Genomic DNA, 24165 nt, shown 5'->3' with positions numbered 1-24165 from the left:
TGGAAAGAACAAGGTGCACCTTTAAATGTACCTGTGACTGAGGACAAAACTTATTTCCTCATGTCTGCTGAAAAGTCACAAGAAGCACCACATTGGATGGTTCCTAAAACCATGCACAATGATGGTAACTATGTTATTTCATTGGGTAATGTCGTGCGTTGGTTAGGTCAAAAAGCGGAAGAGTTAGAAGTTTCTATCTTCCCTGGCTTTGCTGCTTCAGAAATCCTTTATCATGAAGATGGTTCTGTAAAAGGCATCCAAACTGGTGATATGGGTATTGGTAAAGATGGTGAACCTACTCACAACTTTACTCCTGGCTACGAGCTTCATGCAAAATACACAATTTTTGCAGAAGGTTGCCGTGGACACCTTGGTAAACGTTTGATTGCAAAATACAACTTAGACCAAGATGCTGATCCACAACATTACGGTATCGGGATCAAAGAACTTTGGGAAATTGACCCTGCAAAACATAAATCTGGTTTAGTGATGCATGGTTCAGGCTGGCCTTTGGCAGAAACAGGTTCTTCAGGCGGCTGGTGGTTATATCACGCTGAAAATAACCAAGTAACCTTGGGTATGATTGTCGATTTATCTTATGAAAATCCACATATGTATCCTTTTGCTGAAATGCAACGTTGGAAAACACATCCACTGATCAAGCAATATCTTGAAGGTGGTAAGCGTATTTCTTACGGCGCACGTGCAGTTGTTAAAGGTGGTCTAAACTCTCTACCTAAACTAACCTTCCCAGGCGGTTGCTTAATTGGTGATGATGCTGGTTTCTTAAACTTTGCTAAAATCAAAGGCTCTCATACTGCGATGAAATCGGGTATGTTGTGTGGTGAAGCTGTATTTGAAGCAATCCAAGCGGGTCATGAGAAAGGTGGTGATTTAGCGGTTGCGCGTGTCGCTGAAGGCGAAGATTTCTTTGCTAAAGAATTGACTGCTTATACTGACAAATTCAACAACAGTTGGTTAAAAGAAGAGTTACATCGTTCTCGAGAGTTTCTACGGTGTTTCCAAAGTGCTGTTGGGTCTTCTACAGTCAAACGATAGATGGTAAGAGAACCATCAGATGCGCCAATATCGGCTTGGGTCACAATCCCTGAAATACGGGTTAACTCAGATTTATCTGTGACGACATCAATCGCAGCTTGAGTTCCAATAAAGCTTTTTAAAGGGATAGTTGCTGACGTTGCAAGACAGATGAGTTGGAGCCGAACACCCTCATTGATTTGATGTGTTCCATCGATACGTTGTAGGAACACTTGTTGGCTCAACGCCGAATTAGAAAATTGTACGTGAATCGCACGTTTTTGTGCTGATAAGCCAAGCTGCTCCAAAGCAGCGTAAATATTGTTAGACATGCATTATTATTTAATTCTAAATTGTGATCAATTGTACTAAAAAATTTAGGGCTTTGTCTATACAGACTAGTCTATCTTGTGGTTAATATTTAAGCAAAATGCATCTATTTTTATTATAAGTCATATAAAAGATAAAAATTTCTCATTGTTTTATCAAATATTTATTTAAAAATACGCCCCTGCTTAAAAACGATTATCACACTGAGCTGATGTTTGACTCTCTTTATTTCGATTCGGTCAATTCACATAATGTGTTTTAAACAGTATTGGGAAACTAAACAACGTTGAACCAAAATTAGGGCGATACAACATGTACTCATTGAATTTTTATTCATTTCAAATTGTGCAACAACAACTCAAATAGAATAGACCTCTACAAACATGGCTAAAAAATCCGCTAAATAGCTTATCCATTCTATTGTTTTAAATTTTGACGACACTTGATACTTATCTTTAGTTAAGGATCTGTTTTATAATCAACCTGTCAAAAAACTCAGACACAAGAATATAATTTCTCTTAATTAATATTTTTAATTAAATCAATTATATGGAAAAAATAAATTGTTTGATTATAAAAAGCTTGCAATGCCACACTTTATATTCAAAGTTTAAATACCTTTGCGTAGGCGATGCCTCACTTTTCAGAGATGAAAAGATGACAAAAATCTTTTGCTGGGCGAGGGGTACGTCCTGTACCCCCGCCCAACGGCGACATCCATGTCGCCCCACGGTAGGATCACCATCTAGGATTCAAAAATACAAAAATGAATAACCAACAGTTTCAAAAAGTTCATACATAACTATAAGCTTCATTTATGATCAATGACTTGATGCAAATCACTTGTATGAATAATTAGGCGGTTTAACTATATATAAATAATAAAAGCTGGTGATAAGTGAAAATTAAACACTCAGCACCAGCTTTTAGCTAACATCAATTAATAATTAAAAGTATAACTCAAACCAAAGGTCCGCCCTTGTGCCCGCATACTAGACACAGGGGAAAAGGTAATTTCTGACTGCTGGCTATACACCGTGCGATAGTCTTTATTCCACACGTTATAAATTCCAAAATCCACCCGCCCCTTATACGCAGGGAAATTCACTAGGGTATCCATAATCGCATAACCCTTTATTTTTGCAGCACGGTTTGGAACCACCTTATCACTGTTCACCGCAACCTTATCATCTTCAAATGCTTTGTCAGTTCCTTTTACAGCAAGCATCTGTACACGGAATCCATAACCATCATCACTATTCCACTCACCAAAAATAGTTCCCTTAGTTGGAGATACCTGATAAGCATTTAACTCACGCCAATTACCAGCAGCATCCTTATATTGTCCACGGGTGTAAGCCAACGTACCACCAATTTTAAAATCATCCAGAATTGGATATGCCGCAGTCATTTCAGCACCGTAAACACGCTGATCAGTATCAGCAATATTGACTGAACGGTCCGCATTGAACTGAATGACTTTATCAGATGTGTTATAAAAGCCAGTAATTCCTAAATCAAGTTTTTGATCATCTTGCAGACGCCAACCCAGTTCATAACTATTGACGGTTAGTGGTTCTATATTCGCAGTTGAAACGGTCAGAATTGAGACATCACGCAACATCCGTAATACATCTGGATAACTAAATCCTTGAGAGAAATTGGCAAATAATTGCTGATTATCAGTAAGTTTATAAACTGCGCCTAAATTAAACAAAAACTTGTCAGCATTTGTTGAATCACTCGCTACGCTTTGTGTTTGTCTAGAAGGTGTATAAGCGTCTGTATCTGCCTTGATATATTGATAACGCGTTCCCGCTTGTAGATTAAAGCGATCCGTTAATTGATAATCTGCCTGTAAAAAAGCACCGATATTTTGAATGACAGTATCTGGACCAGCATCTAATCTTCTACCAGTATCCTTGTAAACCATACCGTTATTGCTGACAGACAATACGTCATAATGCTGAGTATCTTTTTCCCGGTCATAATCCAGACCATAGGTCAGATTAAGATCACGCGCTGCAAGCTTAAAATCAGACTGAACTGTAGACCGCATTCCTGCCACATCAACCGTATATTGCGACTGATTTACCGTCGCGCCACCTGCATAAACTGGGAAAAAACGCCCTTTTTCATTTCTATAATAGGCTTCCAAATTTACCGTCTGCCCCCATACATCCTGATTTTGATATTGGGTATTAAAGGCATAACGATCCGTAAATGGCTGATTACTTAATTCCAGTCCCTTGATTGCTCGTTCAGACTGTGGCCCTTTAGCAATAGTATAGTTCGGTCCATAATCAGGTAGATAACGAGTATCTTGCTTATCCTTATAATACTGCGCACCAAAACTCAAGCTTTGTGTGTCAGTCAAATTAAAATTCAGGCGCCCATTTATGTCTAGTGTATCTGTATCATTACGGCTGGTCTGATTGGGTTCAGTTGCGATTCGATCCCCATTCGCATCAAATAATGATCCTCGGCTGGTATAGTTCGCACCAAGAAAACCATCCATTTTATCATTGCTAAAAGAAACGCTCTGACCCGCTTCATAGGCCAGGCCATCTCCTCGGAAATTATCAGCAGAGGTTATCCCTAATTTCGTCTCAAAACTCAGTGGTTTCGATTTGTCAGCACGTTTGGTAATGATATTAATAATCCCACCCGTTGCGCCAGAACCATAAATACTGGTTGCTCCTGAAATAACCTCAATCCTTTCAATCATACCTGGACTGATACTGTTCAATTGGCGAGCTGGATCACGCGACCCCGTCTGAGATACACCATCAATCATCACCAGTACAGTTCTGCCTCGCATGGTCTGTCCATAATTACTTCCAGTACCACTAGACGGCGCCAGTGAAGGAACCAATTGAGCAAGAACATCTGCCACTTTTCGCCCTGCCCCAGCCTGTTTTTGTACCTCTGCTCCGCTAATGTTCTGTACAGTCCCTGCAATATCTGCAATGCTTTTTTCTGACCGTGTTGCTGTAATAACAATCTGTGGTAATTTCTGGACAGATTCTTGTTGTTGAGCATTGCTAACTGATGTCTGATTATTCGAGGTTTCATCCTGTGCATATAACTGACTACTGATTGCAATAGATAAAACACATAAGCTGAATTGGGAAAGGCGCATCCTGTTTCCTCAGTTGTAGGCCTGAATTTTAGCGCTAATAATAATCATTATCATTAATGAGGTAAAACATAATATTCTAATGACCAATTCCAACAACTCAGGAAAAACACAGCATAAAAAATCTTAAATTATTGATTTATTATATTTTTAATAATTTCAGTTCTGATTCATTTTGTGTCTCTAAAATTTTATGACGGTAATTCTCTTTAATAAAAATAAATGTGATAGCCATCTGCTTTATAAATTTTTTCTAGTGATTGATTAACAATTTTAATCAAATGGTCATCTAATTTCACTATAATTTAATTCAATAATTAAATATAAACCATATTTATCAATATTTTATAAAAATATCATTAATTACTCTCTTAGTTTACTCTTCAATAAAATTACAAAACACAACAAATTTCACGTAAATTTTAATAATAACAAAACCAATAATGATTATCATTTGCAACAGATAAAACCAGAGAATTCTAACGATGATCCATAACAATATTCTCGATTGCATAGGTAAAACTCCTTTAATCAGACTCTCAAGGATGTTTACCGATCAATCCATCACCGTTGTCGCAAAAATGGAGTTACTCAATCCAGGTGGAAGTATCAAAGATCGACCTGCATTGTATATGTTACAAGAGGGGCTTAAATCTGGCCTCATTCATAAAGATAGCCACATTGTTGAAAGTTCATCAGGAAATCTAGCAATTGCACTTGCAATGGCATGCAAAATTTACGGCCTAAAATTCACGGCTGTGATTGACCCCAAAATTGCTTCAGCCAACTTGCAAATGTTGAAGCTCTATAAAGCCAATATCGAAATGGTCTCTGAAAAAGATCAAAACGGCGGTTATTTAAAAACAAGAATCGATACAGTACAACGACTTTGCCGCCAGTTGCCCAATGCTGTTTGGATCAACCAATATGCAAATCCCAACAATTGGAAAAGCCACTATTATGGTGAAGCAGAAGAAATCATAAATCAAATCGATCGCAGTATTGATTACTTGGTTGTTGGTGCAAGTACTTCTGGAACAATCATGGGCGTATCTCGCCGCTTAAAAGAAAAATTCCCGCATTTAAAAGTTATTGCAGTCGATATCGTCGGTTCTGTTCTCTTTGGTGGTCACTCAGGCCCACGTGAAATTCCGGGTATCGGTGCAAGTACCGTTCCAGCCCTACTCTCCCCAGATGAAATAGATGATGTCATCTATGTTGATGATTATGAGTCAGCTTTAGGCTGCCGAGAACTCCTCGAACATGAAGGCATTTTTGCGGGTGGATCTAGCGGCTCATCTATTTCAGCAATAAAAAAACTTATCCCGACCATCCCTTCTGGATCATGCGTTTTAACCCTTTTAGCAGATAGAGGCGATCGTTATTTAGATTTAGTTTATGACGAAGAATGGTTCGAAATGATCAAGAGAAGACATTTCAATAAAAATCATCTCAATCAAGAAAATTTTACTTTGCAATCCGTTGTTTAACTCCACTTTTTAGGAAATATTTATGAGTAATTTGGCTAGCCTTCGTTACCTTAGTCAATCAGATTTACTCCATCTTGGTGCAAATCACAGTAATTCGTTTATCGAAGCAATTACTGAAGGCCTCACACTTCACGCAAATAAACAGTTTGTACAACCCTTAAAACCCTATTTACGTTGGCAAGGTGCGGACCATATTGCAGACCGAATTATTGCCATGCCGTGTTATTTGGCTGGAAATGATCCTATTGCAGGGATCAAATGGATTGGCTCTCGCCAACATAATCCTAAGAAATTTAATATTCCTCGTGCCAGTGCCTTAATTGTTTTAAATGACGCTGAAACAAATTACCCCGTGGCAATCATGGAAGGCAGCTTAATTAGTGCGATGAGAACAGCTGCAATTACTGGTGTATCAATTCAATATCTCGCCAAAAAAGACTTCTCAGATATCAGTGTGATTGGTTGTGGTCCGATTGCCCAAATGCAAATCAAAACGGTCTTAGAACAATACCCACAAGTTAAAAAAATACATTTATTTGATCTAAACCCAGAAGCTGCAGAAAAACTTAAAGCTTTATTTATTGGCGAATATCCAAATCTTCAAATCGAAATTCATGAAACTGCCAAGTCGGCGATCCAGCAAGCAGATGTCTTAATCACTTGCACAGTATCTGACAAACCTTATATCCCGTTTGAATGGCTTAAAAAAGGTTGCTTCGTTTCAAATATATCAATCATGGATATTGAACCAGAAGTTTTCCTCAAAGTTGACAAAGTGATTGTGGATGACTGGGATCAATCCAATAGAGAAAAGAAAGTCATCAATGTGCTGGTTGAAGAAGGTTTATTTAGCCGTGAAAAACTACATGCTGAACTAGGTGACATCATTATTGGGCATAAAAATGGCCGTGAAAATGATGATGAAATCATTTTACTCAACCCAATGGGTATGGCGATCGACGATATTGTTTGTGCGAAATGGTTTTTCAATGCCGCACAAAAACAAAATATTGGCACAGTTTTGCCACTTTTATAATTATAGGAACAATGCACATGTTAGATCGGATTTACACAACACAACTTCAGAAAACTATAGATGCGCTCTATATGGAAAATTATGGTGAGTTCAGAAACCATATTGTCTATAAAAAGCCTTATCTTGTAATACATCTGAGTAGTGAGTTGGAACTACATTTCAACTGCTTAAAAGTAAATAGTGTAAATCCTTTCTATATCACAAAAGCAGAAGTTTTACTTCATAACACGTTGAGTCAACAGACTACTGAGATCGCGATTGCTGACGTTTTTAATTATTTAACTCAATCCTCATGGTGGCCATCAATCAACCACCAAAAGGCCATTGCATATTGGCATGATAATTTAGTTACTGCTGAAAAAATTCCTCAAATCTTACAATCCGCACTTTCTTTTTCTTCGCCACTCATAATGAGTGAACAACTTTCGCTTGTCGCTGACCGTGCATTTCATCCATTTGCACATGCGAAAGGTGAACTCAGTCCACTCATTACTCAAAAAGAAATTGAAGTGTATTGGTGGGCATTTAAAAAAGCAGATGTCATAAATAATATGGAATCCATTCCACATGATGAACTGGCTCTCCCTGCTGAGGAAAAAAATCTTATTATTGAAAAAATGCAGGCTCTCTCAAATGAATACCTTGCAATACCTGTACTTAAAACACAGCATGACTATTTAAGATTTCAAGAAAACAAATATCTAGGGATTGACCTCGGCCTCGCCACTGCAATTGGTTGCCCAACATCCTCGCTACGAACTTTAATCAATCACTTAAATTCAAATCAGCACTTAAAGCTCTCGACCAATGCCAAAACTTTGGGTGCTATTCGCTCTATGCCTGCTCGATATTTAGCCAACGGTCATGCGGCATATGATTTTCTCAATAATGTCATCGACAAAACACCATCATTAAAACATCAACTCTTTTTAAGCAATGAAACCCATTGGTGGGTCTTGGGAAAACAAGAACCGTTGGTACAGAATTTAGGTGTTATCGGCTGTCAAGTGAGGCATTTACCTCATTTTTGCCAAGAAAAAAATATAGCACCAATTAGCATGTCTGCTTTAAGTTGCCCTTATATTGATCCATGGGAAGCTTTAGGTATAACAGGTGACAAATGGAACTTACTTAAAGATTTGAGTACCCATTTTATTCACACTTTTCTCACACTGTGGTCTTTTGGTGTTATGCCTGAGTGTCATGGTCAAAACACCCTAGTATGTTACCAAGACAATCAATTTAAATGCTTTATTCTGCGTGACCATGACACTTTAAGAATATGCACCCCTGCGATTCAGGACAGTGGTTTTGTTCCGCCAATCTATAAAATTGATACCAGTACACCAAACAATCTTATTTTTAATAAAAATGAGGATTTATTTAATTATTTTATAACCCTCGGGATACAAATCAACCTATACCCTATCGCATTAGCAACATTGAAATATACCGATCATACTGAAATTGATTTCTGGGAAATGATCCAAGCGATTATTGTCAACTTTATAGAAACTGCCACAATTTCTGAACAATCGAAAAACTGTATTCAAAAATATGTTTTTGAAAGTAGCCATTGGCCATTCAAACAATTACTCACCCCGTTATTAGCCCAACAAGGTGATTCAACAGGGATGCCAAGTAAAATTGGTATGACGTCAAATCCCTACCATGCTTTATTCCAATCTTGCTATGAGACCATGGATATCTAAATCATGCGTTCCTCTCGCCTAGATCATTTGATTATTTTACTGTGTCAATTTTTTTCGACTTTTGGCTTGATGGTCTTAATACCGATCATGCCGCTATATATGGAAAAATTGACGGCGCAAATGACAACACCCGCCATTTGGGCAGGTATAGCGCTGTCAGCACCAGCTCTAGGGAGTCTATTTACAGCCCCCCTTATTGGTCATCTATCAGATACATTTGGGCATAAAAAAGCACTGTTACTTTCTTTGGCTGGTTTCTGCATTTCTATACTTTTAATGGCGGGAGCACAGCATCTATTTGTGTTTATTTTTGCCCGTATTCTATTAGGATTTTGCGGTCTATCCGTGATTCTTTATGCCTATACCTCTTACTTGTCTAGCGAGCGACAAAGAGGTCTTGCTTTTGGACAGCTCCAAAGCAGTGTCGCACTGGCCTGCCTATGTGGTCCGGTACTCGGGGGCATATTTATGGACCATTGGAAAGTTGAAACCTTACTCAATGCCACAGCATATATTGTCATCATTTTAATCTTAGTTGCTGCCATTTTATTGAGCCAACCTGTACAGACATCTGTCACTGAACCCGATAAAAAACCATCAACACTGCAATCCTTTGATCGAACAATTTTTTCTTGGCTCAGTGCAGGAACCTTTGTCCAAGCTGGCGGGTTCGGTTTAGTGTCCTGTTTTATCTTATATATCAGTGAAATCAGTCGAAATATAACTACACCCTTATCTATTGCGAGTTTAACAGGAACAATCCACGCACTTTCATGGGGCGCTGCATTCTTTGCTGCAACCTATTGGGGGAAACGTAATGATACAAGAGGCGATTCATTTCATAATTTTGTCACTGCAACGCTGATCTGTGGAATCACGGTTCTGGCTTTGACATGGACCACTAATATTTGGTTAGTGCTGCTATTAAGACTCATACAAGGTTTCTGTTTCGCTGCACTTATTCCCTCTATTTTTCATACGATTTCGTTAAAAACTGATGCAAGAAATCAAGGAAAAGTGATTGGTATTTCAAACAGTGCCTTTGTTCTCGGTCAACTGTTTGGGCCGATTGCGGTCACCCTTACATACTCATTTTTCAATATCACTGCCGCGTTAATTTGCACTGCATTATTTTTTATTGGTGCTGGATTAATCGTGACTTTAAACAAATTTTTAACCAATACAATTTTAGAAGAGGTACAAGAATGAACCCGATCATTACCACCGATGCATGGTCTTACAAGCTTTTTGAACAATACTTGAATACTTTTTTTCGTGAACTTCAAGTTCAACTCGAACAGCATATTCTCTCAGAACAGGATTCACCTTTAACAATACATGACGCAAATAATTCATCCTATTTTTCATACCCATTTACTGCATCTAACTCAGTCATCTATGGTGCGATACAGCATTTCTCAAGCACAGGTTATCATCGTTACCAGCGCTCTTTTTGTGTATTCAATACTGAGGATAAGACTGTCAAAAGTCTGACTGATCCTAAAGTGTTGGTTAAAATGATAACCGATGAGTTAAAGTTAAATCAGCGATTTAAAGATAAAAAGCAAAATCAGAATCTCTATGCTGAAATCGCAAACAGTATCGAAAATACCAAATTCTTTTTAGAAAACTGCGTAGATCAAATAAAGCCTAAACTGGCCTCTAGTTTTCAATCTGCTGAACAAGGCATGTTATATGGACATCCATTTCATGTGACCTCAAAAGCCAATCTAGGCTTTTCTAAAGAGGATATGAAAAAGTATAGCCCAGAGCTAGGTGCGACGTTTCAGTTACACTACTTCGCAGTGCATTCATCCTTAATCCAAAAACTTGTCAGCGATAATAATGTTGATCAACTGATTGAAGAAGACGTATTGAAGCATGCACGACAGCGCCTTAAAGATGACTTCGAAAATTATGAACTTTTGCCTACACATCCGTGGCAAGCAAACTTTTTACTCCTACATCCTTCCTTAAAACGCTATTTAGAAAATCATGAGGTTCGATATTTAGGTGCTTTAGGACAAACCGTTTGGCCTACATCTTCAGTACGAACCGTCTGGTTACCGCAATCTAATATTTTTCTAAAACTCTCCATTGATGTGCGTATTACCAGTTTTATTCGTAACAACCCTATGGATGAAATGGAAAGAGCGATTGATGCCAGTAAAATCATTCTTAAGCATCAGATCAATCAACACTATAAAAATATGCTCATTCTTCCAGAGCTTACAGCCAAAACTGTCAAAATCCCTGAGTTAGAAAGTTCTTTTGGCATTATATATCGCGCAGGATTAGCTACGGAAACGCTTGAAAATACTCGGATGCTAGGTGGTTTAGTCGAAGAAAATGAGCATCATCAGATCCCCTTAATGGCGTTTATTGATCAGGCCGCACAAGCCCAAGGACTTCCAAATAGTCACTCAAAAGCCTTTCTTGCTGATTGGTGGAAACAATATATTCAAGTTTCCTTGGTTCCACTGATTGAATTGTTTGCAAATAAAGGGATTAGTGTTGAAGCCCATATGCAAAACAGTTTGATGGAATTTAAACAAGGCTTCCCTGCTCGACTGATTATTCGTGATATGGAAGGGATTAGTGTGGTTTCTGAGATGCTCAATGATCATTCCTCAGTCTCTGAAGATAGCACTGTTTGGTTTTCTCAAAAGGATGCATGGATTTTTCTGCAATATTATTTAGTCATCAATCATATTGCGCATCTGATTAGTGCGATATCAAGAGTAAGCATTATTGAAGAAAGTGAACTTTGGCAAACCACCAGACAAACCCTGATCGATGAAAACTTCTCAGATAAAGCACAGCACTACTGCAACCTTTTGCTTAACTCTCTCACTTTACCTATTAAGGCAAATATGATGAACACCTTATATCACAGTGGTGGTAACCCGATTTGGATTGATATTGAAAATCCGATTTATAAATACAGAGGCGCTCAAACACTGACCCCTCTTCAAGCTACGCAACAAATTGATTATAAAGTCCAAGCGGAAAGACGTGTCATCGGGCAATTATTAGAAGCATTAATCTTTGAAAATGCCTTTAACTACGAAAAATCAAATGGGCAAATTAAATTCTTTATTTCAGATGATCTTTTTTATTGCTGCGACGCTAAACAACATTTTAGTTTTAACCGAATTAAATTAAATCCATCGAGTTTAGTCCGTTATGATGCCGTTCAAAAGTCATCAAGCAGTCCAAATTTAAAAGCATTATTGGCTGATTTAAAACATATTATTGATGCTGATCCAATCAAATGGCAAAACTTTAATGATGAGCTCAATCTTACCTATGTCAAACATGCACAAACACTGGGTCTATCACCCAACCAACCATTAAGAACACTGTCATATATTGAGCAAGAAGCCCGTATAAACAATGCACATCTCTATCATCCAAGTTTTAAATCTAGAATAGGCTTTGATCTTAAGGAAAATCAAAAATACTCACCTGAATTATCCCAAGGATTCTCTGTTCAATGGGCTGCTACTCATAAAAGCTTATGCAAATTGGTTTTGAGTGAAACGATCAACTTAAATCAACTGTATAAACAGCATTTTTCAGACAAAGACCTTCACGCAATCCGTGAGGAATTGACAGCACATCAAGTTGATTTCAATGATTATATTCTTAGCCCCATTCATCCTTGGCAATGGGATAAAATTATTGAATTATATTATCAAGATGCAATCAGCAATCAACTGATCATTCGATTGAAAATCGCTGGACCTACTTATTTACCGCAACAATCAATCCGAACATTATCAAACATCACGGATATTTCAGCGTTATCACTAAAATTAGCGATGAATTTAGTTAACACGTCGACCTCTCGTGTTTTAGCACCACATACTGTGCAAAATGCTGCAAAAATGAGTGACTGGCTGTATAAAATCGTTGAGCAAGACCATATTTTAGAAAAACAACGTAAACCCGTTATTTTAAGAGAAATTGCTGGACTTTCTATCAATCAGCCGATCGCCTTAGCTGTTCAATATGGCGCACTGGCCTGTATTTGGCGTGAAAGTATTTATCATTATCTCAATGAAGGCGAATCAGCAACACCAGTTACAGGTCTAATGCAACTTGATACTGACCAAAAACCGCTGATAGACCACTGGATCAAACAATACGGGATCGAGTTTTGGTTAGAGAAATTATTAAAAAATGCCTACCTGCCAATTATGCATATTTTATGGTGTCACGGCTTAGCATTGGAATCTCATGCACAAAATATGGTGTTAATTCACAAAGATGGTCTACCTGTTAAAGCTGCTCTAAAAGATTTCCATGATGGTATTCGCTTTAGTCGTCATTTGTTAAGAAATCCAGAGCTATTACCCGAGTTACAAGACGCGCCTAAAGAACATGCCAAAATTAACCCGAATTCTTTTTTAGAAACACACGCAGCAAATGAGTTAAGAGATTTTACCCAAGATGCACTTTGGTTTGTCAATCTAGCGGAATTGGCCATATTTTTAAACACGCATTATGATTTTGATGAAATCAAATTTTGGACAATGTTAAGATCGATCATCAATCAACATAAAGAAAAGCATCCAGAATTTGCACAAAGATATGAATTGTTTAACTTTACAGATGACACCATCGATATTGAACAACTTGCAAGTCGTCGCTTCCTACCAGAAATCCGATTAAGAGTACAAACCACCCCAAATCCGTTGAGTTTAATTAAGGAAATTGAATATGAATAAAGCTTCAGTTCCCTTTAAAAAACGCATGGAAAATGGTGAGTCACTTTATGGCATATTCTGTTCTATTGCCTCGCCAATTCATGTGGAGCAATTGGGACTGGCTGGCTATGACTTTATTATTATTGACTTGGAACATACTTTATTTAGTACATCCCAAGTTGAAAGCATGATTTTAGCCGCTAGAACCATACAGCTTGATGTATTGGTTCGAGTCCCCTTAACCGCCAATCACTTGATCTTACCTTTACTCGATGCTGGCGTGACTGGAATTGTATTACCACGTATAGAAAATGCACAACAAGCCCAAGAAGCTGTGAATTATTGCCACTACATGCCCCTAGGGCAAAGGGGCTTAAATTCAACTCGGTTAAATCACTATGGCATGCAGAGCTTAACTGATTTTGTGCAACACGCACACAAAGAAACAGTTGTCGTCGCAATGATTGAAAGTTTAGCTGGTGTAGCAAATATCGATGAAATTTTAGCTATTGATGGGATCGATATTATTCTTGAAGGTGCGGCAGATCTTTCTCAGTCTATGGGCGTTCCTTGGGAAACGCGCCATCCGCAAGTTCAAGCAAAGATCCAAGAGATATATAGCAAAACTCAACAACAGGGTAAATATTTCTGCGCAATTCCGCGCCAGCCTGAAGATATTGCGTTGTGGAAACACCAGTCTGTAAAACTTTTTGTGCTCGGTGATGATCGCAGTATTACTCGTCGAGCACATCAGCTTCATATTGATTCATATAAAGAAATTGTATAGATCTCTAAACCTTGAGTGGTGTATCAGCTATTCCACTCAATTAAATTTAAGCTGAATATAAATGTTTTATTGTTTGTTTATTTGTTACTGTGAATTACAATCATTCTCAATTATACTTTCGTCAATTTAAAGCAATCTCAGGGTGAGATAAAAGGAAGCAAGATGAAAAGCAACAAAATTTTTAATAAGAAGTCTGATGTAAAAAAAATCATTCCACTTATATCAATTGGTGGGTTCATCTTTTTATCGCAATCCTCTTTTGCTATTTCACCCACAGAAGCTACAGATACAGAGAACAAAGCGGCAGTGCTTCCGACCATTACTGTCAGCGCATCACGCTCAGATGAATTCTCCTCTTCTGCAAAACAAGTGACCAAATTAGATGAAAAACAAATTGAATTTCTAAAAAATGCGTCTTCTGGAAATATCGCCACTGTTTTAGCCAAAGTTGTGCCGGGCTTATCTGATTCAAGTCGTACAATTACCGATTATGGGCAAACTTTACGCGGACGTAATGCCTTGATCTTGGTTGACGGCGTACCTATGAATTTGACACGTGATACATCAAGAGGTCTTTCATCAATCGACCCTCAAAGTATTACAGGTATAGAAGTCATTCGTGGCAGTAATGCGATTTATGGAAGTGGTGCTGCTGGCGGAACGATTTCAATCACCACCAAAGCGGCGGGCGGTGAACCGACTGCAAAAACTGTGATTGGGCTACAAAGCGCTTTGACCAACTTTCGTACAGATGCTTTAAGTGGAGATATTCATCAATATTTTTCTGGAAGCTTAAATAACTTTGACTATGCATTTGATTTTGGCTATCAACGTATTGGTAGTCCATACGATGCCCGAGGCGATCGTGTTGCACCAGAACCAAGTCAAGGTGATTTATTTGATGCGGATGCATATAGCGTAGGCGGTAAACTTGGCTATCACATTGATGATAACCAATATCTACAATTTGCAGCAAATTACTATAACGCTGAACAAGATTCTGACTATGCCTCTGACCCAAGTGTAGCAAAACTTCCTGCAGGTAGCGTACCTGCGAAAGCAATCAAAGGGCTTAAATTAAAAGACCAGAATAAAAATGAAAATCAAATCTACAATTTAACCTATAACAATAAAGATTTATTTGGCAGCAAAGTTGACGGGCAAATCTATTACCGAGACTTTTTTACTCGCTTCTCGCCATTTGATGCCCGTAAAGTCAGTACACGTGGTGGAAAAGTCGATCAGGTTTATCAAAACAATAATGTTCTTGGCAGTCGCCTAACCGTAAACACCCCACTAGAATTTTTAGGTGATACGTCGATTGTTTGGGGTGGCGATTTTAGCCGTGAAAAAAGCGAAATGCCTCTAGACACATTTGATCCTACAATTTATGACCAATCTGGTGGCTTAGAATTTGTTAAAAATGGAAAACTAATCTATTTACCGGAATTAACCACCCAAAGCATCGGTGGTTTTGCGCAATTAAAGCATAATTTCAATGAGCAATGGTCTGCTGAAATTGGTACGCGTTATGAAGACAGTTATGCAAAAATTGATAGCTTTGTTCCACTATCACAATTAGGTAAACCAAATCCTTATACTGTTAAGGGTGGTAAAGTGACGGCGGATGCATGGTTATATAATGCCAATATCACCTTTAAGCCAACAGATCAGCACTCGATTTACGCATCTTTTAATCAAGGTTTTCAATTGCCCGATGTAGGGGTGGTAATCCGTAATGCAACAGAAGGATTTAACTTAGCATCATCATTCCTTGAACCGGTTAAGGTGGATAATTACGAGCTCGGTTGGAACGGTCATTTTAATAATTTTAGTTCGAGCTTAGCGGTGTTCCAGTCAACTTCAGATCTGGGTGGTGTTCAATCCTTTAACAATGGCTTGATACTGACACGTACCAAAGAAAAAGTGACTGGTGTAGAAGCGACTCTTGATTATCTTGATGATGCAAAAGTATGGGGAACTGGAGGAAGTGTTACATGGATGAAAGGCCGTGAAACGCCACAGAACACCAATACAGAACAAGACATGACGGGTTACCGTATTCCACCTTTAAAAGTAACAGGATACATTTCTTATAGCCCAACAGACACATGGACAAATCGTTTACAAGCGACATATTTTGGTTCAGAAGATTATCGCTTAAACGGTGTCAACAGTTTTGGTCGTTATGATGTTAAGTCATATACCACTGCAGATTTAATCAGTAGTTTTGCCCTAAACAAAAAAGATACCGTTACGATTGGCTTAGAAAATATGTTTAACCGTAAATATTATCCATTATATAGCCAGCTTCTCCGTACCAGTAATAACACCAGCCATCTGCTGGCATCAGGTGCAACATTGAAAGTGACTTATAGCCATAAATGGTAAGATTTGATAATAAAGCCTTATAGAGATCTATAAGGCTTTGTTGTTTTTTTATATTGTCTAGTCAAGAAATTGGCTAAATTTTGCATTTTTGTATTAACATTTTTATACTAACAAAAAGCGATGCAGTGATGGAAATTGAATTTTCATGGGATGAGCATAAAGCAGAAATAAACTTAAAAAAGCATGGTGTAACTTTTGAAGACGCAGTACTGGTTTTCTATGATGCTTATGCCTTATACCATCAAGATCGCTTTGAAAATGGTGAATATCGCTGGCAAGCGATAGGTTTGGTATATGGGCAGGCTGTTTTACTGGTTGCCCATACTGTAAAGGATCATGATGGGATTGATCATATCCGTATCATTTCGGCACGTCAGGCAGAGAAAAAAGAGAGGAAACAGTATGAGCAAAACCGTTACTTACAAAGTGGATTTGAATAATCCACCTACCTTGTCAAATGAACAAAAAGCAAGGTTTGAAACTTTGGCTGAACGTCCAGACAGCAAGATAGATTTTTCAGATATTCCTCAACTTGATGAAAAATTTTGGAAAAATGCTGTGCAAAATCCCTTTTACAAGCCCACCAAGCAAGTGACTACTGTCCGTATTGATTCAGATGTTATGCAATGGCTAAAATCTCAAGGCAAGGGCTATCAGACCCGTATGAACAAAATTCTTCGAGATGCTATGCTTCAAGAATTAAAGAACAATCCTTGAAAATGCAAACGAGATTTTATTTTTAAACGATTCCAATAAAATCAAAATACGACCTAAACTCACATGACAAAGAACAGCAAAAAGCCGGCAGTATTGAAACGACCGGCTTTTTTAATTTTGAATCACAAACTATTTAGCTATTTATTACGATAAACAATAAATTACGCGCTTAATTCAATTGCAAGTGCTGTTGCTTCACCACCACCAATACAAAGTGTTGCGATCCCTTTGGTTTTACCTAAACGTTTTAAAGCATGGATCAAGGTCACAATGATTCGTGAACCGGATGAACCCAGTGGATGCCCGAGTGCACAAGCGCCACCATTAATATTGACTTTTTCAGGATCAAGTTTAAATGCATCAATTGCAGCCATAGTGACCATGGCAAAAGCTTCGTTAATTTCCCAAAGATCAACATCGTCTACGGACCAACCGAGATTTTTCAGTAATTTTTCAATTGCTCCCACAGGTGCAATGGTAAACTCTTCAGGATGCTGGGAATTGGTTGTATAGCCTTTGATTTCAGCCAACACAGTCAAACCACGCTTTTGCGCTTCTGACGCCGACGTGATCAGTAATGCAGATGCACCATCACTGATTGAGCTAGAGTTTGCAGCAGTAATCGTACCATCTTTGGCAAATGCTGGTTTCAAGCTTGGGATTTTATCAATCTTGGCATTTTCAGGATTTTCGTCCACTTCTACAGTGATCTCCCCCTGACGTAGCGCCACTTTAACAGGTGTGATTTCGTCTTTAAAATAACCTTCTGCAATCGCTTTTTTTGCACGTGTCAGTGAGCGAATTGCAAACTCATCCATTTGCTCACGGCTATAGCCCTTTTTATCCGCCATTTCCTGTGCAAAACTTCCCATTGCACGCCCTGTACCCGCATCTTCCAAACCATCAAGGAACATATGATCAATCACTTGACCATGCCCCATCCGATAACCTGAACGTGCTTTAGGTAATAAATACGGTGCATTGGTCATAGACTCCATCCCACCGACCACAATAATTTTGGCACTTCCTGCTTTAACGGCATCGCTGGCTTGCATTGCAGCTTTCATCCCAGAACCACAGACTTTATTGATTGTGGTTGCGCCAACATGATCCGGTAAACCCGCTTTTCGCATCGCTTGACGTGCTGGACCTTGTTTTAAACCCGCAGGTAATACACAGCCCATAATTACTTCATCAATATCAGCAACAGGCACATTGGCTTGTTCAACAACTTTTTCAATGACGACTGCACCCAAATCCGGTGCAGATAAACTTGCAAAACTGCCTTGAAAACTTCCCATTGCAGTACGACTAGCTGCGACGATGACAATCTTTTCCATTCGAGTTCACCTTGTATTTTAAATGCGTATACTTTTGAAGCGGGTATTTTTGAAAATAGCATATCCATTGATAACATGTCTAAGCCGCCAAAGCGACTTAGCATTTAAACTTGGCTGGTTAAATTATAATTTTAAGCTTGCTTTGTCACAATCAAGCCACAGCGAGATTTGAGGTGATCAGCTCTACCCCTGTTGCCGCCTGAATTTGTTCTAGGCTTACATCTTTAGCCAATTCAATCAACTCAACACCTTGGGGAGTAATATCCATCACTCCTAGATCCGTAATTATACGGTTTACGACCAGTCTACCTGTAAGCGGTAATGAACATTCAGCGACGATTTTAGGACTGCCATCTTTAGCACAGTGTTCCATCAACACCACGACTTTTTGTACCCCAGCAACCAAATCCATTGCACCGCCCATGCCTTTTACTTTTTTCCCTGGGATCATCCAGTTGGCTAAATCTCCCTTTTCGGAAACTTCCATTGATCCTAAAATAGCAATATTGACCTTACCACCACGAATCATGGCAAAAGATTCAGCACTAGAGAAAAACGCAGCACCCTTACGTGCAGTTACGGTTTGTTTACCCGCATTAATTAAATCTGCATCGACAGTAGCTTGTGTTGGAAATTCATCAATTCCCAATAAGCCATTTTCAGATTGAAGCCAGACATTGATATTGTCAGGAATATAGTTGGCAACCAAGGTGGGTAAGCCAATACCTAGATTGACATAAAAGCCATCTTCAAGCTCTTGCGCTGCACGTTCAGCCATTTCATTACGCGTCCAAGCCATGATTAAATCTCCGTCTTCAATGTCAATTGTTCAATTCGTTTTTCAGGCTGCGCATTTAAAACAATACGACTTACATAAATGCCTGGTAAATGAATTGAATCTGGATCTAACTCACCAATTTCAACAATTTCTTCAACTTCGACAATGGTCAATTTGCCAGCCATTGCACACTCTGGGTTAAAGTTTCGTGCAGTCTTACGAAAAATTAAGTTGCCTGCTTTATCTGCCTTATAGGCTTTTACCAAAGCAATATCTGCAACCAATGCTTGTTCAAGTATGTAATCTTTACCATCAAATTCGCGGACTTCTTTGCCTTCGGCAATCAATGTCCCAACACCTGTTTGGGTAAAGAACGCTGGAATTCCAGCACCACCTGCACGTAACTTTTCAGCCAAAGTGCCTTGAGGTGTCAACTCAACTTCAAGCTCACCATTTAAATATTGACGTTCAAATTCTTTGTTTTCACCAACATAGGATGAAATCATTTTTTTAATTTGTTTGGTTTGTAAAAGCTTACCTAGACCAAAATCATCCACACCTGCATTGTTAGAAATACAGGTTAGACCCGTTACGCCAATTTCTTTTAAGGCATCAATCAATGCTTCTGGAATACCACATAATCCAAAACCACCCACTGCAAAAGTCTGGTTGTTTGCAACCACATCAGCCAAAGCCTCATGTGCATTCGCGACAACTTTGTTCATCGTTTTAACTCTATGTCCTTTAGAATTATTATTATTAACATCGAGCAAATTATTTTAGAAATTGATTCTTTCAAATGTCTAATGAGTAAAACTCATTAATCTGATTTCATCCTGAAACAGTGGGCTTTATGATGAGGTGATAGTCTCTTAAAACTGATGTGCCAATATCGTTTCAATAAATTGCGAAGAAATATTAGAAAGTTCAAAATCTTTTTTATAAATGATCCCAACAGAAAGATTGACATTGCCCTCTTCAATTTCGACCAAGACATTATTTTCTTTATCGATATAATTTTGAAAATGGCGTGGAATCGCACTGACCCCCATACCAAAAGCCACGAAATGCGACAATGAACTAATCTGATGACACTCAAGTTTTAAATCTAAGATCATATTATTTTGTGAACATTTCTCTTCCACCACGTGTCGAATGATTGAAGGTTTCTGTAAAGTGATAAAAGGATAAGCATACAGCTCACGCCATGTCACACTTTTACGCTGCGCCAACTGATGGTCTTTGGGAAGTAGTGCTAAAAAATCCTCATTGAAAAATGGCTTAAATATTAATTGATCATTGTGTTGCGGTTCAAAGCAAATCCCAATTTCAAAAATGCCCTCTTGGACTTTTTCAATAATTTTTTCATTGGGAATATCATGGATTGAAAAATTGATATTGGGATGATTCTTATTAAATTCATGCAGTACAGCAGGTAAAACGGCATGTGTTGCGAAAGGCATTGAAGCGATATTCAATGTGCCACGATGTAATTTAAAACGCTGTTTGACATCTCTTTCCATGTCTTCCCAATTTGCCAAAAGTTTTTTTGCAAATGGAATCAACGAATTTCCCTCAGCAGTAAGATCCACACGGCGGGTATTGCGCTTAAACAGCTTGCCACCCAACTCATCCTCTAAACTTTTGATACTTAAGCTTAAAGCAGATTGACTTAAGCAAAGTTCATTGGCAGCATTGGCATAATTCAATGTCCGAGCAAGAACTAAAAAAGCTTTTAACTGTTTGAGTGTCATACGGCAACCTAACTGATTTATAGCTCTATAATACGCTAAACCAAGCGAGTTTTGATCCTAAAATGAGTCATTTGAGCTATCGATTTGCTTATAGAATAAGATATCAATCCATGCTAGCTGATCTCGCTTTTGCTCAGATTGATGTCTTAATGAAAGTTTTTAATTTGTGTGATCTGTAAAAAATATGTCTATGCATTTAAATCAAAGCAAAATCGATATAAGACGTATTTCAAGCAACATACTTGTCAATAAAGCCACTGCTGTAAATAAAAATTAAAACGCTCAACACACACTCATTAATCAGCATTACCAATTTGGCTTTTTTCTTTTGCTTATCTATGACCTATTGCGCAAAAACCTCATGAAACTTGTTTCTATTCATTAGTTTTCCATATTGACTCATAAATATTTTCAAACAATGCCTCGAATAATTTGGATTATAGTTTTATCCATCATTTGGAAATGGATATTCCAATTTATAAGTCTGGACGATTTATAAAAGCTAAATTTATTGATCAATATTAATTTCTCTAGATATCCATTTTTATTGGTTTCACTCACTAATGCATTTTTATGATTGAGATAGCCTTGTCGTGATTTGAAATAAAAACAAGGTGGGTTTTGACATATATTCTTTAAGGACGGAGTAAAAATATGTGGGAACTGGGTATAATTTTACTTTCTCTTGGCTTGTTGATGTACACAGCCTACAGAGGATTTTCTGTAATTCTCATGGCACCGATTTGTGCCTTATTGGCCGTCTTGCTGATTAACCCTGCCAACGTTTTACCATTTTATTCTGGTGTGTTTATGCCAAAAATGGTGGGCTTTATTAAAGATTATTTCTTGGTGTTTTTGCTGGGTGCGATTTTTGGTAAAGTCGTTGAAATGTCAGGTATTGCTGAATCCATTGCCAAAACGATTGTTAAATTAATTGGCTCTAAAAATGCAATGCTTACCGTTGTTCTGCTAGGGGCAATTTTAACCTATAGCGGCGTCAGTTTATTTGTCGTGGTTTTTGCAGTCTATCCCTTTGCAAACCAATTATTTAGACAAGCAAATATCCCTAAACGTTTGATTCCTGGCACGATTGCACTGGGTGCTTTCTCCTTTACCATGGATGCCTTACCGGGTACGCCTCAGATTCAAAACGTTATTCCAACTACATTTTTTGGAACCAATATTTATGCAGCGCCATTTTTAGGAATTATCGGCGCAATCTTTGTTTTAGGTGTCGGTTTAACTTATCTGGAATGGCGTCGTCGTGTTGCTGCTCGCAACGGAGATGGTTTTGCATCTGGTATTACTTTAACAGAAGCCGAACTTCAACAATTTGAAAATCAATCTCAGCAACAAGATAATGGTTCTGGTCTACGTCAATTTATGGCATTTGTTCCCTTAATTTTAGTTGCAGTGATGAATAAATATTTATCTACAGCAATTAAAACATGGTATCCAAATGGCTTTGATTTTAACGCGCTTGGACTGGCAAACTACACTGTCGATATCGCAAAAACATCAGCGATTTGGGCAGTTGGTTTAGCTTTAATCGTTGGGATTATCACTGCGATAATGTTCGATTATCGTCGTGTTTCAACCAGCTTTAAAGAAGGTGTAAATGCAAGTATAGGTGGTTCTCTACTCGCTGTGATGAATACTGCATCTGAGTATGGTTTTGGTGCAATCATTGCCGCTTTACCGGGTTTTGCCGTGATCAGCCATGCTTTAGGTCATACATTTACCAATCCATTGGTCAATGGTGCAGTCACCACAACCGTTTTGGCAGGGATTACAGGTTCAGCATCTGGCGGTATGAGTATTGCCCTCAGTGCCATGGCTGACCAATACAATACAGCTATTGCAGCAATGGGCATTCCTGCTGAAGTGATGCATCGTATTGTTGCAATGGCATCTGGCGGTATGGACACCTTACCGCATAACGGTGCCGTGATTACCCTACTTGCTGTCACTGGACTTACACATAAACAATCTTATAAAGACATTTTTGCCATTACCATCATTAAAACAGTTGCAGTATTTGTCGCAATTGCTGCATTTACATGGTTTGGTATCGTCTAAGTTTATCTTCAAAATGAACACAGGGAGTCAATAATGAGTCAACTTCTCAAAGATAAAGTTGCATTTATCACAGGTTCAGCAAGTGGTATTGGACTTGAAATTGCCAAAAAATTTGCCCTTGAAGGTGCAAAAGTGGTGATTTCGGATATGAATGCGGACAAATGTAATGAAGCAGTTTTAGCCTTAAAAACTGATGGATTTGAAGCCTTATCTGCACCTTGTGATGTTTCAGATGAAGATGCTTATGCTGCTGCTATTGGTCTAGCACATAGCACCTTTGGTCGTTTGGATATTTTGATCAATAATGCTGGTTTTCAACATGTTGCTGCCATCGAAGAGTTTCCAACTGCCATTTATCAAAAACTACTGAATGTCATGCTGGTGGGTTCTTTTATTGGAATCAAACATGCATTTCCAATAATGAAGGCACAAAACTATGGCCGTATTATCAATATGGCTTCGATCAATGGTTTAATCGGTTTTGCTGGAAAAGCGGGTTATAACAGTGCCAAACATGGGGTGATCGGTTTAACTAAAGTTGCAGCGTTAGAATCTGCTCGTGATGGAATCACGGTCAATGCATTATGCCCAGGTTATGTCGATACACCTTTGGTACGTGGTCAAATTAAAGATTTAGCCAAAACCCGTAATGTCAGCGAAACAAGTGCACTTGAAGATGTCATTTTAGCCATGGTGCCACAAAAGCGCTTACTCAACGTTGAAGAAATTGCAGATTATGCCGTTTTCTTGGCGAGTGAAAAAGCGGCGGGCGTGACGGGTCAGGCAGTGGTTATGGATGGTGGTTATACCGCTCAATAATACAGTTGATGATTGCAATGATCATGAATTTATCACTATGTAA

16 protein-coding genes and 2 pseudogenes are annotated in these 24165 nt (G+C 38.4%); 12 read left to right on the top strand and 6 right to left on the bottom strand.

The annotated features are described in order from the left end of the window. A pseudogene (locus tag M2R48_RS08085) lies at positions 1-1011 on the top strand (NAD(P)/FAD-dependent oxidoreductase); the annotation flags it as partial. On the opposite strand, the pseudogene M2R48_RS08080 reads toward M2R48_RS08085, so the two are convergent. Continuing rightward, a pseudogene (locus tag M2R48_RS08080) lies at positions 984-1370 on the bottom strand (contractile injection system protein, VgrG/Pvc8 family); the annotation flags it as partial. The pseudogenes M2R48_RS08085 and M2R48_RS08080 sit on opposite strands and share 28 nt — an antisense overlap. Before the next feature lie 938 nt (positions 1371-2308). Beyond that, positions 2309-4510, bottom strand: a complete 2202-nt coding sequence (locus M2R48_RS08075; RefSeq protein WP_262085719.1) for a TonB-dependent receptor — start codon at positions 4508-4510, stop codon at positions 2309-2311. A gap of 482 nt (positions 4511-4992) precedes the next feature. Between M2R48_RS08075 and sbnA the strand changes: the two genes are divergently transcribed. The 9 genes from sbnA to M2R48_RS08030 all read left to right on the top strand — a co-directional run bounded on the left by sbnA (position 4993) and on the right by M2R48_RS08030 (position 17352). Next, the gene (sbnA, locus tag M2R48_RS08070; protein ID WP_004820582.1) at positions 4993-5997 is read left to right on the top strand and encodes a 2,3-diaminopropionate biosynthesis protein SbnA; all 1005 of its coding nucleotides are present in this window, start codon (positions 4993-4995) and stop codon (positions 5995-5997) included. A 22-nt stretch (positions 5998-6019) separates the two neighbouring features. Continuing rightward, the gene (gene sbnB / locus M2R48_RS08065; RefSeq protein WP_004820581.1) at positions 6020-7033 is read left to right on the top strand and encodes a 2,3-diaminopropionate biosynthesis protein SbnB; all 1014 of its coding nucleotides are present in this window, start codon (positions 6020-6022) and stop codon (positions 7031-7033) included. A 71-nt stretch (positions 7034-7104) separates the two neighbouring features. Continuing rightward, entirely contained in the window at positions 7105-8745 is a 1641-nt protein-coding gene (locus M2R48_RS08060) for an IucA/IucC family protein (protein WP_262087467.1), read from the top strand. 3 nt (positions 8746-8748) lie between these two features. Next, positions 8749-9954, top strand: coding sequence for an MFS transporter (locus M2R48_RS08055; protein WP_262085718.1), 1206 nt, complete (start codon positions 8749-8751; stop codon positions 9952-9954). Further along, positions 9951-13478, top strand: coding sequence for an IucA/IucC family protein (locus M2R48_RS08050; protein ID WP_262085717.1), 3528 nt, complete (start codon positions 9951-9953; stop codon positions 13476-13478). Before M2R48_RS08055 ends, M2R48_RS08050 begins: the two co-directional genes overlap by 4 nt. Continuing rightward, positions 13471-14244 carry an HpcH/HpaI aldolase family protein gene (locus M2R48_RS08045; protein WP_262085716.1) on the top strand — a complete coding sequence of 258 codons (774 nt, stop codon included), beginning with the start codon at positions 13471-13473 and terminating at the stop codon, positions 14242-14244. The genes M2R48_RS08050 and M2R48_RS08045 overlap by 8 nt, the downstream gene beginning before the upstream one ends. Positions 14245-14406: 162 nt before the next feature. Further along, entirely contained in the window at positions 14407-16635 is a 2229-nt protein-coding gene (locus M2R48_RS08040) for a TonB-dependent receptor (RefSeq protein WP_262085715.1), read from the top strand. Positions 16636-16763: 128 nt separating this feature from the next. Then, on the top strand, positions 16764-17075 hold the full coding sequence (locus M2R48_RS08035) for a BrnT family toxin (RefSeq protein WP_004820567.1): 312 nt from the start codon (positions 16764-16766) through the stop codon (positions 17073-17075). Beyond that, positions 17038-17352 carry a BrnA antitoxin family protein gene (locus tag M2R48_RS08030; protein WP_262085714.1) on the top strand — a complete coding sequence of 105 codons (315 nt, stop codon included), beginning with the start codon at positions 17038-17040 and terminating at the stop codon, positions 17350-17352. Before M2R48_RS08035 ends, M2R48_RS08030 begins: the two co-directional genes overlap by 38 nt. 161 nt (positions 17353-17513) lie before the next feature. Here M2R48_RS08030 and M2R48_RS08025 read toward each other — a convergent pair whose 3' ends face one another. The 4 genes from M2R48_RS08025 to M2R48_RS08010 all read right to left on the bottom strand — a co-directional run bounded on the left by M2R48_RS08025 (position 17514) and on the right by M2R48_RS08010 (position 21224). After that, the gene (locus M2R48_RS08025) at positions 17514-18692 is read right to left on the bottom strand and encodes a thiolase family protein (protein WP_262085713.1); all 1179 of its coding nucleotides are present in this window, start codon (positions 18690-18692) and stop codon (positions 17514-17516) included. Between the two features lie 151 nt (positions 18693-18843). Further along, positions 18844-19491, bottom strand: a complete 648-nt coding sequence (locus tag M2R48_RS08020; RefSeq protein ID WP_004721431.1) for a 3-oxoacid CoA-transferase subunit B — start codon at positions 19489-19491, stop codon at positions 18844-18846. Between the two features lie 2 nt (positions 19492-19493). Continuing rightward, positions 19494-20195, bottom strand: a complete 702-nt coding sequence (locus tag M2R48_RS08015) for a CoA transferase subunit A (protein WP_004721433.1) — start codon at positions 20193-20195, stop codon at positions 19494-19496. Positions 20196-20342: 147 nt separating this feature from the next. Next, positions 20343-21224, bottom strand: a complete 882-nt coding sequence (locus M2R48_RS08010; RefSeq protein ID WP_004820562.1) for a LysR family transcriptional regulator — start codon at positions 21222-21224, stop codon at positions 20343-20345. Positions 21225-21878: 654 nt separating this feature from the next. Here M2R48_RS08010 and M2R48_RS08005 point away from each other — a divergent pair. Then, entirely contained in the window at positions 21879-23303 is a 1425-nt protein-coding gene (locus M2R48_RS08005; protein ID WP_262085712.1) for a GntP family permease, read from the top strand. A 33-nt stretch (positions 23304-23336) separates the two neighbouring features. Then, on the top strand, positions 23337-24122 hold the full coding sequence (locus tag M2R48_RS08000) for a 3-hydroxybutyrate dehydrogenase (protein ID WP_096733811.1): 786 nt from the start codon (positions 23337-23339) through the stop codon (positions 24120-24122). The last annotated feature ends 43 nt before the right edge of the window (positions 24123-24165 follow it).

The organism is Acinetobacter sp. I-MWF (genome assembly GCF_025433935.1).
GTDB lineage: Bacteria > Pseudomonadota > Gammaproteobacteria > Pseudomonadales > Moraxellaceae > Acinetobacter > Acinetobacter guillouiae.
This window is presented reverse-complemented; position numbering and strand designations above follow the sequence as displayed.

Excerpts from the sequence above, each read along its gene's own strand:
- M2R48_RS08075 (WP_262085719.1), bottom strand. The coding sequence starts at position 4,510 with ATGCGCCTTTCCCAATTCAGCTTATGTGTTTTATCTATTGCAATCAGT.
- sbnA (WP_004820582.1), top strand. The coding sequence starts at position 4,993 with ATGATCCATAACAATATTCTCGATTGCATAGGTAAAACTCCTTTAATC.
- sbnB (WP_004820581.1), top strand. The coding sequence starts at position 6,020 with ATGAGTAATTTGGCTAGCCTTCGTTACCTTAGTCAATCAGATTTACTC.
- M2R48_RS08060 (WP_262087467.1), top strand. The coding sequence starts at position 7,105 with ATGGAAAATTATGGTGAGTTCAGAAACCATATTGTCTATAAAAAGCCT.
- M2R48_RS08055 (WP_262085718.1), top strand. The coding sequence starts at position 8,749 with ATGCGTTCCTCTCGCCTAGATCATTTGATTATTTTACTGTGTCAATTT.
- M2R48_RS08050 (WP_262085717.1), top strand. The coding sequence starts at position 9,951 with ATGAACCCGATCATTACCACCGATGCATGGTCTTACAAGCTTTTTGAA.
- M2R48_RS08045 (WP_262085716.1), top strand. The coding sequence starts at position 13,471 with ATGAATAAAGCTTCAGTTCCCTTTAAAAAACGCATGGAAAATGGTGAG.
- M2R48_RS08040 (WP_262085715.1), top strand. The coding sequence starts at position 14,407 with ATGAAAAGCAACAAAATTTTTAATAAGAAGTCTGATGTAAAAAAAATC.
- M2R48_RS08035 (WP_004820567.1), top strand. The coding sequence starts at position 16,764 with ATGGAAATTGAATTTTCATGGGATGAGCATAAAGCAGAAATAAACTTA.
- M2R48_RS08030 (WP_262085714.1), top strand. The coding sequence starts at position 17,038 with ATGAGCAAAACCGTTACTTACAAAGTGGATTTGAATAATCCACCTACC.
- M2R48_RS08025 (WP_262085713.1), bottom strand. The coding sequence starts at position 18,692 with ATGGAAAAGATTGTCATCGTCGCAGCTAGTCGTACTGCAATGGGAAGT.
- M2R48_RS08020 (WP_004721431.1), bottom strand. The coding sequence starts at position 19,491 with ATGGCTTGGACGCGTAATGAAATGGCTGAACGTGCAGCGCAAGAGCTT.
- M2R48_RS08015 (WP_004721433.1), bottom strand. The coding sequence starts at position 20,195 with ATGAACAAAGTTGTCGCGAATGCACATGAGGCTTTGGCTGATGTGGTT.
- M2R48_RS08010 (WP_004820562.1), bottom strand. The coding sequence starts at position 21,224 with ATGACACTCAAACAGTTAAAAGCTTTTTTAGTTCTTGCTCGGACATTG.
- M2R48_RS08005 (WP_262085712.1), top strand. The coding sequence starts at position 21,879 with ATGTGGGAACTGGGTATAATTTTACTTTCTCTTGGCTTGTTGATGTAC.
- M2R48_RS08000 (WP_096733811.1), top strand. The coding sequence starts at position 23,337 with ATGAGTCAACTTCTCAAAGATAAAGTTGCATTTATCACAGGTTCAGCA.